The 15,976-nt window shown below is 65.8% G+C and carries 11 protein-coding genes; 10 read left to right on the forward strand and 1 reads right to left on the reverse strand.

Annotation, left to right across the window (positions count from 1 at the left end):
* Positions 1–2 precede the first annotated feature (2 nt).
* From QM693_RS16600 to QM693_RS16640, 9 genes are all read left to right on the forward strand, one after another.
* Positions 3–863 (forward strand): MlaE family ABC transporter permease, encoded by an 861-nt coding sequence (locus tag QM693_RS16600; protein WP_025433123.1) that lies wholly within the window; start codon positions 3–5, stop codon positions 861–863.
* The gene (locus QM693_RS16605; protein WP_280779926.1) at positions 860–2,218 is read left to right on the forward strand and encodes an MCE family protein; all 1,359 of its coding nucleotides are present in this window, start codon (positions 860–862) and stop codon (positions 2,216–2,218) included. Before QM693_RS16600 ends, QM693_RS16605 begins: the two co-directional genes overlap by 4 nt.
* Complete coding sequence (locus tag QM693_RS16610; RefSeq protein ID WP_164060599.1) at positions 2,215–3,294, forward strand: MCE family protein; 1,080 nt, start codon at positions 2,215–2,217, stop codon at positions 3,292–3,294. Before QM693_RS16605 ends, QM693_RS16610 begins: the two co-directional genes overlap by 4 nt.
* Positions 3,291–4,286: an MCE family protein gene (locus tag QM693_RS16615; protein WP_283331059.1), complete on the forward strand. Its 996-nt coding sequence runs from the start codon at positions 3,291–3,293 to the stop codon at positions 4,284–4,286. The genes QM693_RS16610 and QM693_RS16615 overlap by 4 nt, the downstream gene beginning before the upstream one ends.
* The gene (locus QM693_RS16620) at positions 4,286–5,542 is read left to right on the forward strand and encodes an MCE family protein (protein WP_280779927.1); all 1,257 of its coding nucleotides are present in this window, start codon (positions 4,286–4,288) and stop codon (positions 5,540–5,542) included. The genes QM693_RS16615 and QM693_RS16620 overlap by 1 nt, the downstream gene beginning before the upstream one ends.
* The gene (locus tag QM693_RS16625) at positions 5,539–6,840 is read left to right on the forward strand and encodes an MCE family protein (RefSeq protein ID WP_283331060.1); all 1,302 of its coding nucleotides are present in this window, start codon (positions 5,539–5,541) and stop codon (positions 6,838–6,840) included. Before QM693_RS16620 ends, QM693_RS16625 begins: the two co-directional genes overlap by 4 nt.
* A complete protein-coding gene (locus tag QM693_RS16630) occupies positions 6,837–8,084 on the forward strand; it encodes an MCE family protein (RefSeq protein WP_037233524.1) in 1,248 nt (415 codons plus the stop codon). The genes QM693_RS16625 and QM693_RS16630 overlap by 4 nt, the downstream gene beginning before the upstream one ends.
* A gap of 134 nt (positions 8,085–8,218) precedes the next feature.
* Entirely contained in the window at positions 8,219–8,815 is a 597-nt protein-coding gene (locus tag QM693_RS16635; protein WP_317570186.1) for a hypothetical protein, read from the forward strand.
* A 79-nt stretch (positions 8,816–8,894) separates the two neighbouring features.
* On the forward strand, positions 8,895–9,758 hold the full coding sequence (locus tag QM693_RS16640; RefSeq protein ID WP_317570098.1) for a hypothetical protein: 864 nt from the start codon (positions 8,895–8,897) through the stop codon (positions 9,756–9,758).
* Between the two features lie 108 nt (positions 9,759–9,866).
* Here the strand turns inward: QM693_RS16640 and QM693_RS16645 are convergent, their stop codons facing one another.
* On the reverse strand, positions 9,867–12,029 hold the full coding sequence (locus QM693_RS16645) for an MMPL family transporter (protein WP_283352880.1): 2,163 nt from the start codon (positions 12,027–12,029) through the stop codon (positions 9,867–9,869).
* Positions 12,030–12,438: 409 nt separating this feature from the next.
* On the opposite strand from QM693_RS16645, the gene rpoB reads away from it, so the two are divergent.
* On the forward strand, positions 12,439–15,945 hold the full coding sequence (rpoB, locus tag QM693_RS16650; protein WP_011594854.1) for a DNA-directed RNA polymerase subunit beta: 3,507 nt from the start codon (positions 12,439–12,441) through the stop codon (positions 15,943–15,945).
* Positions 15,946–15,976 lie beyond the last annotated feature (31 nt).

Below are 15,976 nucleotides of genomic sequence, written 5' to 3' on the forward strand. Positions count from 1 at the left end.
CCATGACAATCGCCAAGGGACGTGGTGACCGGACTCTGATGGCGGCACGCCGAGTCGGTCGTGCGCCGCTCAACGTGCTCGACCGGGCCGGCGAGCAGATGTCGTTCTACGCCAGGGCAATCGCCTGGTCGCCCCACACTCTCGTGCACTACCGCAAGGAAGTGCTCCGGCTGCTCGCCGAGGTCACGTTCGGCAGCGGCGCGCTCGCCGTCATCGGCGGCACCATCGGCGTCATCGCGATGATGTCCGGCTTCACCGGCGTCGTCGTCGGACTGCAGGGATTCGCCGCGCTCGAACAGCTGGGCAGCTCGGTGCTCACCGGCTTCCTGTCGGCCTACGTCAACACCCGTGAGATCGCGCCGATCGTTGCGGCACTCGCGCTCTCGGCCACCGTCGGTTGTGGTTTCACCGCGCAGCTCGGCGCCATGCGGATCTCGGAGGAGATCGACGCGCTGGAGGTCATGGCGGTGCCGAGTGTGCCGTTCCTCGTCACCACCCGCATGATCGCGGGATTCGTCGCTGTCATCCCGCTGTACATCGTCGGTCTGCTCGCGGCCTACCTCGCGTCCCGCATCATCAGTACCGTGTTCAACGGCCAGTCGACCGGCTCGTACGACCACTACTTCAATTTGTTCCTGCCACCGCAGGACGTCCTCTATTCGTTCGCGAAAGTGCTGATCTTCGCGTTCGTGCTGATCCTGATCCATTGCTACTACGGCTATCACGCCTCCGGTGGTCCCGCCGGTGTCGGTGTGGCCGTGGGTCGGGCGGTCCGCACCGCGATCGTCACCATCGCCGTTCTCGACTTCTTCCTGAGCCTCGCCATCTGGGGCACGACGACCACAGTGAGGGTGGCCGGATGAGCAACACGACATCTGTTGTGGGTCGACGGGTGCTGGGGCTGGTGTTCTTCCTTGTCCTCGCGTTGTTCCTGGTCTTCACCATCGGCATGTTCAACAAGACGTTCACCAAGGTCGTCAAGATCGACCTCCTCACCGATACCGCCGGAAATGCCCTGCCGCCCAACGCTGACGTGAAGGTCCGTGGCCTCATCGTCGGCGAGGTGCGCTCGGCATCCTCCCAGGAGGGCGAGGTCACCCTGGCTCTCGCGATCCAGCCCGACAAGGCGCAGCTGATTCCGTCCAACACGACGGCGCGGTTGCTGCCCAAGACGCTGTTCGGTGAGCGCTATGTGTCGCTGATCGTTCCCGAGGGCGACACCGCTCCGCCGATCCAGGCCGGCGACACGCTGCGTCAGGACAAGAGCGGCAACGCCGTCGAGGTCGGCGAGGTTCTCGACGGTCTGCTGCCGCTGCTGCAGGCGATTCCGCCGCAGGACCTGGCGAATACGCTCGGCGCGCTGTCCCAGGGACTGAGCGGCCGCGGCGCCGAACTCGGCCTGACGCTCGACCGTCTCGAGGAGATCTTCGGCGGGCTGAACACTGAACTTCCCGCCATCCAGGAGGATCTGCGCGGTCTGGCAGATTTCTCGCAGACGTACTCCGAGGCGGCACCCGACCTGGTCAACGCCCTCGACAACCTGCGTACCACCGGAAATACCGTGGTGGAGAAGCAGGGCGAGATCTCCACGTTGCTTGCGTCGCTGACCGGAACCGCGTCCAGCACCGCGGATCTCCTGCAGACCAACGCCGAATCGATCGTCAGTATCGCCGCCGATTCGCGTGAGGCACTGCAGATCCTCGGCCGTTACTCGCCGAGCTTCGGCTGCACGTTCGCGGGCTTCGCCAAGTCCGCTCCCGTCGCCCGTGAACTGCTGGCACCGGACGATCCGTACCCGGGCGTGCGTGCCAGCGTGCAGTTCGTCAATCCGAAGGGTCGCTACGTGCCCAACCAGGACGAGCCGCGACTGCTCGACAACCGCGGACCGGCTTGCTATGACAACGTCACCGCTCCGGGTGGAAAGTTCCCGCAGTACCCGGGCGGGTCGTCCTACAACGACGGTGCCTACCAGGTGCCCTCGCGGAATCCCGGCCCGTCGACCATCGACTTCCTCCCGGCGCCCGCCGGCGTCCCCGATCAGGTCCCGGGCTACGGAGCCGAGGTCACACCCGCGAGTTACGCGGGTTCGAAGATGGAGCAGGACACGTTGGACGTCGTCTACGGCGAGGCCGGGGGCATGGCGCCGGAGGACGTGCCGAGTTGGACGACACTCGTCGGCGCGCCGACCATGAGGGGGACTGAGGTGAGCTTCAAGTGAGGGGCCTGGCCGCACCATTGGTCAAGCTGATCGTGTTCGCCGTGGTCACCATCCTCGCGACCGGTCTGCTGGCCGCCACCATCGCCAACCTCGGTGGCGGCGGTGGCACCAAGTTCAACGCGATCTTCTCGGACGTCACCTCGCTCAACGAGGGCGACGAGGTCCGCATCGCCGGTGTGCGCGTGGGCCAGGTCGAGAAGATCGCGATCCACGACGACCGCGAGGCAGAGGTCCAGTTCACGGTGTCGGAACGGGACTGGCTGCCCGCCAGCACCACCGCGACCATCCGCTTCCGGAACCTCGTGGGGCAGCGCTACATCGCGCTCGAACAGGGCGAGGGGCAGCAGGGAATGAAGATGAGCGGCGGCGACACCATTCCGATGGAGCGGACGAAGCCTGCCGTCAACCTCACCACGCTGTTCGACGGGTTCCGTCCGCTGTTCCAGACCCTCAGCGCCGACGACGTGAACAAGTTGTCGTACCAGATCATCCAGGTGTTCCAGGGTGAGTCGGGAACCATCACGGAACTCGTCAAGAACACGGCAAGCCTCACCAACACGGTCGCCGACAAGGATCGGGTGATCGGTGCGGTGATCAACAACCTCAACGACGTGCTGGCCACGGTGAATCAGCGTGACGATCAACTCGATTCGCTGATCGTCAACACCCAGCAACTCGTCACGGGCCTGGCGAACGAGCGGGGAACTGTCGGTTCTGCGGTGACGTCCCTCGCGGGACTCACCGACGCGACCGCCGACCTGCTCGAACCCACCCGACCGTCCATCCAGGAATCCATCACGTCGCTGAACACGCTGGCGACGACGTTGAACCGTAACTCCGACACGGTCAACAGCGTTCTCCAGACGCTTCCGGTGAAGCTCGAGAAGCTCGGCCGGGCAGCCAGTTACGGATCCTGGTTCCAGTTCTACCTCTGTGGAGTCGACATCGTCGCAGGACCAGGTACCGCGCCCCAACTGAACCTGCCCACGGGCTTGCCCACCGTCAACCAGCCGCTCTATACGAACTCGGCGAAACGGTGCACGCAGGACGGCCTACAGGAGTTGCAGACACGATGAGCAGACGTCGCAGCCCGGCAGTGGCTGGTGCCCTCGGCATTCTCGTGGTGCTGTTGGCCACCCTGTCGGCTTTCTTCCTCGATTCGCTGCCGTTCATCGGCGCCGGATCGACCTATCACGCCGAATTCACCGAGGCGGCAGGGCTCAAGCCCTCCAACGAGGTCCGGATCGCCGGCGTCAAGGTCGGCAAGGTCACGTCCGTCGAACTCGACGGCGACCATGTGGACGTCGCCTTCAAGGTGTCGGATGCGTGGGTCGGCAACGAGACGTCGGCGTCCATCCAGATCAAGACGATCCTGGGTCAGAAGTATCTGGCCCTCGACCCCCGTGGCTCGGACACGTTGAATCCGAGCGACGTGATCCCGTTGGACCGCACCACGTCTCCGTACGACGTGATCGAGGCGTTCTCGGCCGCCGCACAGACGGTGGGTGACATCGACGCCGATCAGCTCGCACAGAGCATGGTGACGCTGTCGCAGGCGTTCGAGGGAACTCCCACGGAGATCCGAGCCTCCCTGGACGGTGTGAGCAGGCTGTCGCAGACCATCGCCAGCCGCGATCAGGAACTGCAGAAACTGTTCGACGCGACCGGCAAGACCACCAAGGTCCTCGCCGACCGCAATGCCGAATTCAACCGGTTGATCAGCGACGCCGGTCTGCTGCTCGGTGAGCTCAACAGCCGTCAGCAGTCGATTTCCCAGCTGCTCACCGGAACTCAGCGGCTGTCGCAGCAGCTGACCGGGCTCGTGCGCGACAACGAGGCCGCCATCGGTCCCGCGCTCGAACAGCTCGACGGTGTCGTCGAGATCCTCAAGGCCAATAACGAGAACCTGGACAAGGCGATGAAACTGTACGAGCCGTTCGTCCGCCTGTACACGAACGTGGTCGGTAACGGTCGCTGGTTCGACCAGGTCGTGGTGAACCTCCTGCCGCCGGGTCTGCCCGACATTCCCGGTCCGCGCGATCCCGTCCGCACGTTGGGGGGTAACTGATGGCAGACGTCGAGAACGGAGCCGAGCGCGGCGGACGCGGCGGGGTCGCCCTCATCGCAGGAATCGTCATCGTCGCGCTGGTGATCGCCGGGGCCCTGTGGTGGTTGTTCACCCGCGCAGGCACCACGCAGATCACCGCGTACTTCGACAAGTCGGTGGGTATCTACGAGGGTTCCGACGTGCGGATCCTCGGTGTGAAGGTCGGATCCGTCGACGGTGTCGAACCGCAGGGCGACCAGGTGAAGGTCGACCTGCGCGTCGACCGTGGCGTCGACATCCCCGCCGACGCCAAGGCAGCCCAGGTCACGCCGTCCGTGGTGTCCGACCGCTACATCCAGCTCGCGCCTGCCTACACGGGCGGCGACACGATGCAGAGCGGCGCCGTCATCTCGCGTGACCGCACTGCCACCCCCGTCGAGGTGGACGAGCTCTACGCGAGCATCGAGAAGCTGTCCACCGCTCTCGGCCCGGACGGGGCGAACAAGGAAGGCGCGCTGTCACAGTTCGTCGAGACCGGCGCGGCCAACCTCGACGGCAACGGAGAGGCGCTGGGGCAGAGCATCAATCAGCTGTCCGACGCCGCCCGCACGCTCAACGAGAGCCGCGGCGATCTGTTCGACACCGTCAAGAACCTCCAGGTGTTCGTGGGTGCGCTGGCGGCCAACGATCAGCAGGTCCGCGACTTCAACTCCCAGCTGTCCGACCTGTCCGGATTCCTTGCGGGGGAGCGGGAGAACCTCGGTGCCGCCCTGAACCAGCTGGCGATCGCCCTGGGTGACGTCTCGAAGTTCGTGGCCGACAACCGGGAGATCCTCGCCGAGAACGTGGACGATCTGGTTCCGGTGACGCAGACCCTCGCGGACAACCGCGAGTCGCTGGTCAATTCGCTGACCCTGCTTCCGCTGGCGATCAGCAACCTGGCCAACTCCTACGACGCGGAGTCCGGCAACCTGGCCTCGCGCCTGGCGTTCCCGGATCTGCAGGACCCGGCCGGCGTCGCGTGCAAGTTGATCGACCTCGGCAAGCTGGTACCCGGCGATCCGCGCTTCGAGCAACTCGGGCGTCAGATGCAGCCGCTGATCGACAACTGCGCCAACATCACGTCGCAGATCACGCAATCGGCGAAGACGCCGTCGCTCGTGCTTCCGTTCGGGATCATGAGTGCGGACAACATTCAGCGGACGGTCACACCCGGCACGGTGCCGGGTGTCGTGTCGCCGCGATTCGAAGGCGCAACGGGTGGTGAGGGCGAATGAAGCGGTCGGTAATCCTCGGCGCCGGTGCGTGCGCCGTCGCCATCGCAGTGACGTCCTGCTCGTCGGAGGGAATCTACGGAGTTCCGCTGCCGGGCGGCCCGGATGTCGGTGACCACCCGATGCACCTGACGATCCAGTTCGACGACGTCCTCGACCTCGTCCCGCAGTCCGCTGTCAAGGTCGACGGTGTTCCGGTCGGCCGGGTCGAAACGATCAAGGTGGCCCCGGACGGCTGGACAGCCGATGTGGAGGTCGTCCTCGACTCGTCCGTCGATCTCGCGGCCAACGCGGTCGCCGCCATCGAGCAGACCAACCTGCTCGGCGAGAAGTTCGTCCAGCTGTCCGAACCGCCGGAAGACAAGGATCCCGCGCGGCTCGAGGACGGCGACACGATCTCGCTCGATCGCACCCGGCACGCCACGGAGATCGAGCAGGTACTCGGCGCGCTGTCGCTGCTGCTCAATGGCGGCGGCGTCGGCCAGTTGCAGCCGATCGTGCACGAACTGACCACCGCACTCGACGGGCGTGAGGATCGTGTCCGGGGACTTCTCGAGCAGGCGAACACGCTCATCGACGGTCTCAACCAGCAGCGCGACGACATCACCCGCGCCCTGGACGGGCTCGACACCCTGACCACGCGGGTGAACGAACAGAACGAGAAGATCGGGCTGATCCTCGACCAGCTCCCGATCGCCGCCGAAGTGCTCAACGAGCAGCGACCGCAGCTCACCCAGATGCTCACGCAACTGGACCGGCTCGGCACCGTCGGCACGGACGTGATCAACCGGTCGAAGAACGATCTGATCGCGGACCTCCTCGCGCTGCGGCCGACGCTGAAGGCGCTCGCCGAGTCCGGCGACGACCTGCCCAACTCGCTCGCGTTCATCCCGACCGTCCCGTTCCCGGACGGTGTCGAGAAGATCGCGCTCGGCGGATCGGTCAACCTGTTCCTCACGGTCGACCTGCAGATCGGCGATGCGCTCAGCGCACTCGGCGTCGGTCAGGGCGACCCGGTGTACGTGCCGCCGAAGTTCGGTGAGCCCAAGCCGATCGTCGATCCCTCGAACCCGTACTACAACGGCAACGGGCCCAAGCCGGGATGGCCGACGGTGTCGCTGCTGCCGATTCCGCCGATCATCCCCGCCCCGACGGGCCTGCGGATCCCGGGTCTCCCCGGCACCGCGCCTGCGGCAGGCAACGGTGGCGCAGGGAACGGCACGACGGACGGTGCAGCGCCGCCGCCGCAGAACCCGCTCGGGGGACTGCTGGAGCAGTTCGGAATAGGGGGTGGACAGTGAGGTCACGACTGGTCAGGATCCAGCTCGTCGCGTTCGCCATCGTGGCGATGCTCGGGCTCGTTTACGTCGGCGCCAAGTACGTCCGCCTCGACAATCTTCTCGGGTTCGGTGAGTACGACGTGAACGCGCAGTTCAAGGACTCCGGCGGCATCTTCACCAACGCCGAGGTCACGTACCGCGGAGTTCCCGTCGGCCGTGTCGGCGACTTGTCCCTGACCGCGGACGGAATCAACGTCGAGTTGAAGATCTCCTCGGGTGGGCCCGACATCCCGGCGTCGGCCAAGGCCGTCGTCGCCAACCGATCCGCGATCGGTGAGCAGTACGTCGACCTTCAGCCCGACAGCGACCAGGGGCCGTTCCTCGAACAGGGCTCGGTGATCACCGAGGCCGACACGTCGACACCTGTTCCGGTCGAGCAGGTGCTGATGGCCACCGACGGTCTGGTCCGGTCGGTTCCGGTCGACTCGCTGCGCACGGTCGTCACCCAGCTGGGAACGGCATTCAACGGCAAGGGCGAAGATCTGCAGACGCTCGCGGACTCTCTGTCGACGCTGACGAAGGACGGACTCGACGTTCTCCCGCAGACGCTGGCCCTCATCCGGGACAGCCAGACGGTGCTGGCGACGCAGTCCGATCAGTCCTCCGCGATCGTCCAGTTCAGTTCGGATCTCGACGCGGTTGCGGCGCAGCTGCGGACCAGCGACCCCGATCTCCGCGCGATTATCGACAAGGGAATTCCGGCGAGCGACGAGGTCGGTCTGCTGGTGAACCAGATCGGTCCGAGTCTCACCACCGACCTGACGAACCTCGCCGCGGTCGGCGACAAGCTGGCTCCGCAGGCGATCGCGCTGCGGCCGATCCTGATGTTCTTGCCTGCCATCGCGGCGTCCGCGTCGACCGTGGCCCCCGGCGACGGCACGGTGCATCAGGGCATCGTCCTGGAAACCAACAATCCGCCGTCGTGCACACTCGGTTACGAAGGGACACAGGAGATCCTGGCCGAGATGAAGCGGCAGGACCCGAACTTCGACGACACCCAGCAGGACTTCCCGTACAACACGAAGGCCAACTGCGACGCTCCCCAGGGAAGCGTGACGGGTGTGCGAAGTGCAGACCGCATCGTGTTCGCCGATCCGGACACGATCCAGCCGTGGGATTTCAAGCCGAAGGTCATGCCTGACACTCTCAACTTGAATCCCATCGCAACGCAGCTCGCACCGCTCCTCGGGGTTACTCCCAAGTAGCATTCGGTTCCGGCCGAGGGCGAGTAGAAGAAAACAATCAGTAGGGTATTGGTGTGACGCGAATTACCACGCCCCCGGAGTCGGGACAACCGGCTCCGGGGAAGGACAGAACTCTGAAGGCCTCGTTTGCTGCGGTGACCGCACTGGTGGTGATCGCGGTTGTCGCAGCCGGATGGTTTGGCTTCGGGTGGGCGCGCGCTCTCTTCGTGGACAAGCCGATCGCCGACGCACGCGATTCCGCGTTGACAGGCGCCCAGCAGGCCGCGATCAACCTCAACTCGGTCGATTCGAAAGACCTCGACGGATCCTTCGAGAACATGAAGTCGTCGATCACGGGCGACAAGATGAACCAGGACCTCCAGGCGACGATGGACGGGTTCACCGACCAGATGCGTCAATCCGGTGCGGCGAGCAAGGCCGAGCTGATCCAGGGCACACTCACGGAACTGAACACCGACGACGGCACCGCGAAGGCACTGGTCGTCGTGGCAGTCACCACCACGTGGCCCGACCGCTTCGACAAGGCCAAGGTGACGATGCGGATGGACGTCCTGGACGTGGACGGGGTCTGGAAGGCCTCGTCGGTCGAACCGGTGGGCGGGCGTATTCCGCTCGAGAGCGGACCGGTGCCCGCCGACGGCGCGGCTCCCGCCCCGGCCCCCACCGAACCGGCTCCCGCCGAGCAGGCGCCGGCCGAACAGGCCCCCGAAGGCGACAGCGGCGGTCAGTAGTCCTGATGTGCCGCGGCGGCATGTCGCTGCGGTGTCCACGTCGACGAAAGCTCGTCGTGCAATGAGAAAGTGGTGAACTATGCCCCCCAAGCGCCGAAACAACGTGCCGGACAGCGCTGCAAAGGGCAGGCGTCCGCGCGTGGCGGGGACCCGTCAGTCGACGCCGAAGCCGCCCCGACCGGAAACCCCGGTCGCTGAGACGGAGCCGGTGACGAAGCCGGAACCGGCGAAGAAGACGGAACCGGCGAAGAAGACGGAACCGGTGGCGAAGGCCGAAACCGAGACGGCGAAGACCTCCGGCACGGACACGACTGTGTCGTTGGCCAAGCCGGTGTCGACGGCGAAGGCCGCGTCCGCGGGAAAGGCGAAGGTTGCCAACCTTCAACCGCGCATCAGCAAGCAGCAGGCCCCCGCCGCCGAGACCGCGGCGGCCGACAGCGGGTCCAGTCGGATCACCTGGAAGCTCGTCGGGATCCTCGGAGCCGTGGCGGTGGTGCTCGGGGTCTTCGCGGTGGTCGCGGCTTTCAAGCCCGGCGCAGACATCACGAACACCGCCTGGGTCGACGAAGGCGGTACCGCCGAGGTGACCAAGGCGGGAACGGAGGCGATCGAGACGCTGTACACGTACAGCTATGAGAGCATCGATCAGGACTTCGAGAAGGCGCGCGGCTACCTCAACGACGCCAAGCGTGACGAATTCGACTCGACCGCCGGCACCACCAAAGAGGCCGCCATTCAGACCAAGACGGCCACCCAGGCCTCCGTCACCGACATCGGGGTCACGATGCTCGACGGCGACCGGGCCGAACTGCTCGCGCACATGAACGTCAGCGCCACCGGTGACGCCGTGGCTCAGGGCAGTGCTGCGACCCCGCTGTCGATCAAGATGGAGAAGATCGACGGCAAGTGGGTGCTGTCCGACATCTCCGACAGCGAGGGCTGATCCTGCCGCCCGGAAAGATTTGAGCTGGAACGGGATCCGTGCGCTCCGGACGGGTGAGTGCTGAATTGCCCTCTCCGGCAGAGTAAACCGATTCGCATCCGATCGTCTTCACGATTGGATGGGAATCTGTTGCTGCGGTGTCGGTTTCGGATGCTCTGGTGAACCGGGGGTAGGTGTTTTCCGTGCCAGGAATCCCGGCGCCCACCAGTTGGCCTCACCCATCAGCTTCACCAGGGCGGGCACCAGCATCATGCGGATGACGGTGGCGTCGATGAGCAGCGCGACGATCATGCCGAGCCCGATGAATCGCATCATCGTCAGTTCCGAGAGCGTGAACGCGCCGGTGACGACGATCAGCAACGCGGCGGCCGCAGTCACGATGCGCCCCGTATGTGCGGTGCCGATCCGCACGGCCTCCTCGGTCGACGCACCGTTGTCGTGGGCCTCGACCATCCGTGACATCAGGAAGATCTCGTAGTCGGTGGAGAGCCCGAACACCACCGCGATGATGAGCACGACCATCGTCGCGGGCAGCGGTCCCGGCGTCACGCCGAGAAATTCGGCCCCGTGACCATCCTCGAAGATCCACGTGAGCACGCCGAACGAGGCGGCGAGGCTCAGAGTGGCCATCGCGATCGCCTTCAGGGGCAGCACCACGGAACGGAACGCCAGCAGCATCAGCACGAAGGTGACGCCCACCATGATCCCGATCATCCACGGCAGTCCCGCGGCCATCGCGTCCAGTCCGTCGGCGGTGAGGGCGTTCAGCCCGCCCAGCATCTTCTCGGTGCCTTCCGGGGGCGGGAGGTCGCGCAGTGCGGCGGCCGTCGCCATGGCCCCCGTCGTGCGGTCGGCGTCGCCGAAGATGGCCCGGATGGCGACGAACGTGTCGGTGGCGCCGACCGGGACCACCCGCTGGACGCCGTCGACCGCGGCCGTCGCCCGGAAGAACTCCGCCGTGGCGGCCGGCGGCGGGGCCTTGCCGTCGCTGCCCTGCAGGACGAGAGTCGCCCCGTTGTTGGCGAGTGGAAAGTCGGTGGCGAGATCCTGGACGGCGAGCCGGAGCGGGTGAGCCGCGGGCAGTCCGGTGTGGTCGAGATCACCCAGTGATGCGCCTGTGAGGGGCGCGGCGAGCACGAGCAACCCCGCGACGATGGCCGTCGCGATCGGGACGGGCCGCCGCATGACGCGGGCGGCGACGCCGCCCCAGAACCGGTGCGCCCGGTCTTCGCCGCGTTCGACCACTCCCGGTCGCCACGTCAGCGAGTTGATGCGCGGCCCGAGCAGAGCGAGTGCCGCGGGCAGCGCCGACAGCGACAGCACGGCGGCGATCCCGATGGCTGCCATCCCGCCGTAGGCGAACGACCGGACGATGGCCTGGGGAAACACGAGCATGCCCACGAAACCGCACACGAGGAGGAGGGCGGAGAACCCCACGGTCCGGCCGGCCGTGGCGAGCGTCCGGCGGACGGCGTCGTCGGTGCGGGAGCCGGACCGCAGCTCCTCGCGGAACCGGGTCACGACGAACAATCCGTAATCGATGGACATGCCGAGCCCGACGAGGCTCGCGATGTTCACCGAGAATGCGCTGACCTCGGTGAAGTACGAGATCACGCGCAGGGCGCCGAGGGCGCCGAGGATCGCGAGACCGCCGACGCACAGCGGGACGGCTGCGCCGACGAGGCCGCCGAAGATGACGAGCAGAAGGAGCAGCAGAAGCGGGAATGACACCGCCTCGGCTCGCAGCAGATCACTTTCGGACACCTCGTTGAAGGCGTTGGCTGCCGCGCTGAAGCCGCTGAACTCCGCGTCAGCGCCGTCGATGACCAGCAGGGGTTCGAGAACGTGGTACGCCGCGATACGCGTGTTCTCGTCGCCGCTCAGCGACAGCACCACCAGTCCCTCGGTGCCGTCGGTGGACCGCAGGAACTCCTTCGCCTGCGGCGGCGCCGACCAGTACGACAGGGGAGTGTTGGCGAGCACTCCGGGGTCGATCTGCGCGAGGTGGGCGGCCACCTCGGGACCGAGATCCTCGATCGTCGCACCCGGACGTGCGTGGTAGGTGACCGCCAGATCGGGGGTCTGCCGTCCGAACGTCCCCTCGATCAGGCGCTCGACGGCCGCGGATTCGCTGCCCGGATCGGTGTACCCGCCGAGGCTCAGGCGGTCGAACACGCCCGATCCCCACGCCCCACCGAGCAGCACCAGCAGCACCGTGGCGGCCAGGACCAGCTTCGGACGGGCGACGACGAACGAACTCCAGCGCGTCACGGCTCTGCTTCCCTCGAGAAATCGACGGCGATCGCGTGCGCATATTGTTCACCGCCCGTCAGCGGCTGGGAAGGGGCGGCGTGAACTGTCCCGGGCCTCGCGAAACGACGCGACACGCCCCCTAACTCTTGACGCCGCGATGATCACGCGTCACTCTGATGCGTGAACATGCGCAGTGACGCGTGGCCAAGCGCCCGGCTGGGTGCTGTTTCGGGTGCCCGACTCGACATCTACTGAGTTTGGGTGTACTTTTGGACGTTGCGCTGGCTGCCTCCTGTCCACCCCTCGTCCGCACCGCTGCGAAGTGATTCACTCTTCAGCAACTGTGACGAGTTTCGTTCGGGTTGTGACCAGCGAAATTCGAAGCAGATACAGCGGCGGTCGCAACAGCAAGAGCGGCCCGCGTGAGGTGCTGGAAGGACGCATCTTGGCAGTCTCTAGCCAGACCAAGGCAGTTTCCGGAATCCCCGGAGCCCCGAAGAGGGTTTCGTTCGCAAAGATTCGCGAACCCCTCGAAGTTCCCGGGCTTCTTGATGTACAAACCGATTCGTTCGAGTGGTTGATCGGTGCGCAGAGCTGGCGCGAACGCGCCGCCGCTCGTGGCGACAGCGCAATCTCCGGAGGTCTCGAGGACATTCTCGCGGAGCTTTCTCCGATCGAGGATTTCTCGGGCTCGATGTCTCTGTCCTTCTCGGACCCGCGTTTCGACGAGGTGAAGGCCTCGACGGACGAGTGCAAAGACAAAGACATGACCTACGCGGCGCCGTTGTTCGTGACCGCGGAGTTCATCAACAACAACACCGGTGAGATCAAGAGCCAGACGGTCTTCATGGGCGACTTCCCGATGATGACCGACAAGGGCACGTTCATCATCAACGGCACCGAGCGTGTCGTGGTCTCGCAGCTGGTGCGTTCCCCCGGCGTCTACTTCGACCACTCCGTCGACAAGGGCACCGAAAAGGACCTGCACAGCGTCAAGGTCATCCCGGGCCGTGGTGCATGGCTCGAGTTCGACGTGGACAAGCGTGACACGGTCGGCGTCCGCATCGACCGCAAGCGCCGCCAGCCCGTCACCGTGCTGCTGAAGGCCCTCGGCTGGACCACCGAGCAGATCACCGAGCGCTTCGGCTTCTCGGAGATCCTCATGGCGACGCTCGAGAAGGACAACACCGCCGGCACCGACGAGGCGCTGCTCGACATCTACCGCAAGCTGCGTCCGGGCGAGCCGCCGACCAAGGAGAGCGCGCAGACGCTCCTGGAGAACTTGTTCTTCAAGGACAAGCGCTACGACTTGGCTCGCGTGGGTCGCTACAAGATCAACAAGAAGCTGGGCCTGAACCTCGGACAGCCGATCGTCGCGTCGACCCTCACCGAGGAAGACATCGTCGCCACCATCGAGTACCTGGTGCGCCTGCACGCCGGTGACACCGAGATGACCGCCCCCGGCGGCAGTGCGGTGCCCGTCGAGGTCGACGACATCGACCACTTCGGTAACCGTCGTCTGCGCACGGTCGGTGAGCTCATCCAGAACCAGATCCGCGTGGGCCTGTCCCGCATGGAGCGAGTGGTTCGTGAGCGCATGACCACCCAGGACGTCGAGGCGATCACGCCGCAGACGCTGATCAACATCCGGCCCGTCGTGGCTGCGATCAAGGAGTTCTTCGGAACCTCCCAGCTGTCGCAGTTCATGGACCAGAACAACCCGCTGTCGGGGCTGACGCACAAGCGTCGTCTGTCCGCCCTCGGCCCCGGTGGTCTGTCCCGTGAACGCGCCGGCCTCGAGGTGCGAGACGTTCACCCGTCGCACTACGGCCGCATGTGCCCGATCGAGACCCCTGAGGGTCCGAACATCGGTCTGATCGGTTCGCTGTCGGTGTACGCACGGGTCAACCCGTTCGGCTTCATCGAGACGCCGTACCGCAAGGTCGAGAACGGCCAGGTCACCGACCAGGTCGACTACCTGACCGCGGACGAAGAGGACCGCCACGTCGTCGCCCAGGCCAACTCGGCCCTCGACGCCAACGGTCACTTCACGGACGATCGCATTCTGGTCCGTCGTAAGGGTGGCGAGGTCGAGTTCGTCTCGTCCGCCGAGATCGACTACATGGACGTCTCGCCGCGACAGATGGTGTCCGTCGCGACCGCGATGATTCCGTTCCTCGAGCACGACGACGCCAACCGTGCCCTGATGGGTGCGAACATGCAGCGTCAGGCGGTGCCCCTCGTTCGCAGCGAGGCTCCGCTGGTCGGTACCGGCATGGAACTGCGTGCCGCCGTCGACGCGGGCGACGTCATCGTCACCGAGAAGACCGGTGTCGTGGAAGAGGTCTCCGCCGACTACGTCACGGTCATGGCCGACGACGGAAGCCGCAAGACCTACCGGATGCGCAAGTTCGCGCGTTCGAACCAGGGCACCTGCGCCAACCAGCGTCCGATCGTGGACGAGGGACAGCGTGTCGAGTTCGGACAGGTCCTCGCCGACGGCCCCTGCACCGAGAACGGTGAGATGGCGCTCGGCAAGAACCTGCTCGTCGCGATCATGCCGTGGGAAGGCCACAACTACGAGGACGCGATCATTCTGTCGCAGCGCCTCGTGGAAGAGGACGTCCTGACCTCGATCCACATCGAGGAGCACGAGATCGATGCCCGCGACACCAAGCTCGGTGCCGAGGAGATCACTCGCGACATCCCGAACGTCTCCGACGAGGTCCTCGCCGACCTCGACGAGCGCGGCATCATCCGTATCGGTGCCGAGGTTCGTGACGGTGACGTGCTGGTCGGAAAGGTCACGCCGAAGGGCGAGACCGAGCTGACCCCCGAGGAGCGCCTGCTGCGCGCCATCTTCGGTGAGAAGGCTCGCGAGGTTCGCGACACGTCGCTGAAGGTTCCCCACGGTGAGACCGGCAAGGTCATCGGCATTCGCGTGTTCTCGCGCGACGACGACGACGATCTGCCCCCCGGTGTCAACGAGCTGGTCCGCGTCTACGTGGCACAGAAGCGCAAGATCCAGGACGGCGACAAGCTCGCCGGCCGCCACGGCAACAAGGGCGTCATCGGCAAGATCCTCCCGCAGGAGGACATGCCGTTCCTGCCCGACGGCACTCCGGTCGACATCATTCTGAACACCCACGGTGTTCCGCGTCGTATGAACATCGGTCAGATCTTGGAGACCCACCTCGGGTGGATCGGCAAGACCGGCTGGAACGTTCAGATCGCCGGCGACGGCTCCCGTCCCGATTGGGCGGAGCAGCTGCCGGAGGAGATGCTGTCTGCACCTGCCGACTCCAACATCGCTACCCCGGTGTTCGACGGCGCCAAGGAAGACGAGCTCACCGGTCTCCTCGGTTCGACGCTGCCGAACCGCGACGGCGAGGTCATGGTCGCGTCCGACGGAAAGGCCACGTTGTTCGACGGCCGTTCCGGCGAGCCGTTCCCGTACCCGGTCTCGGTCGGCTACATGTACATCATCAAGCTGCACCACCTGGTCGACGACAAGATCCACGCTCGTTCGACCGGTCCGTACTCGATGATCACCCAGCAGCCGCTCGGCGGTAAGGCCCAGTTCGGTGGCCAGCGCTTCGGTGAGATGGAGTGCTGGGCGATGCAGGCCTACGGCGCGGCATACACGCTGCAGGAGCTGCTCACCATCAAGTCGGACGACGTGGTGGGTCGAGTCAAGGTGTACGAGGCCATCGTCAAGGGCGAGAACATCCCCGAGCCGGGCATCCCCGAGTCGTTCAAGGTGCTCCTGAAGGAGCTCCAGTCGCTCTGCCTCAACGTGGAGGTGCTGTCCTCGGACGGCGCGGCCATCGCGATGGCCGACGGCGACGACGAGGACCTGGAGCGGGCCGCAGCGAACCTGGGCATCAACTTGTCCCGGAACGAAGCGGCGACGGTCGACGACCTCGCGAACTAGGTTTCGGTCCCCGGGTCCTGAGAAATCAGGA

The sequence above is a fragment of the Rhodococcus sp. IEGM 1305 genome, assembly GCF_030058635.1.
In the GTDB taxonomy this organism is placed as follows: Bacteria; Actinomycetota; Actinomycetes; order Mycobacteriales; family Mycobacteriaceae; genus Rhodococcus_F; species Rhodococcus_F opacus_D.

What these genes read in the sequence shown, in the direction of transcription:
- QM693_RS16640 (WP_317570098.1), top strand. Translation starts at nt 8,895, where the DNA reads ATGCCCCCCAAGCGCCGAAACAACGTGCCGGACAGCGCTGCAAAGGGC.
- QM693_RS16605 (WP_280779926.1), top strand. Translation starts at nt 860, where the DNA reads ATGAGCAACACGACATCTGTTGTGGGTCGACGGGTGCTGGGGCTGGTG.
- QM693_RS16620 (WP_280779927.1), top strand. Translation starts at nt 4,286, where the DNA reads ATGGCAGACGTCGAGAACGGAGCCGAGCGCGGCGGACGCGGCGGGGTC.
- QM693_RS16600 (WP_025433123.1), top strand. Translation starts at nt 3, where the DNA reads ATGACAATCGCCAAGGGACGTGGTGACCGGACTCTGATGGCGGCACGC.
- QM693_RS16625 (WP_283331060.1), top strand. Translation starts at nt 5,539, where the DNA reads ATGAAGCGGTCGGTAATCCTCGGCGCCGGTGCGTGCGCCGTCGCCATC.
- QM693_RS16615 (WP_283331059.1), top strand. Translation starts at nt 3,291, where the DNA reads ATGAGCAGACGTCGCAGCCCGGCAGTGGCTGGTGCCCTCGGCATTCTC.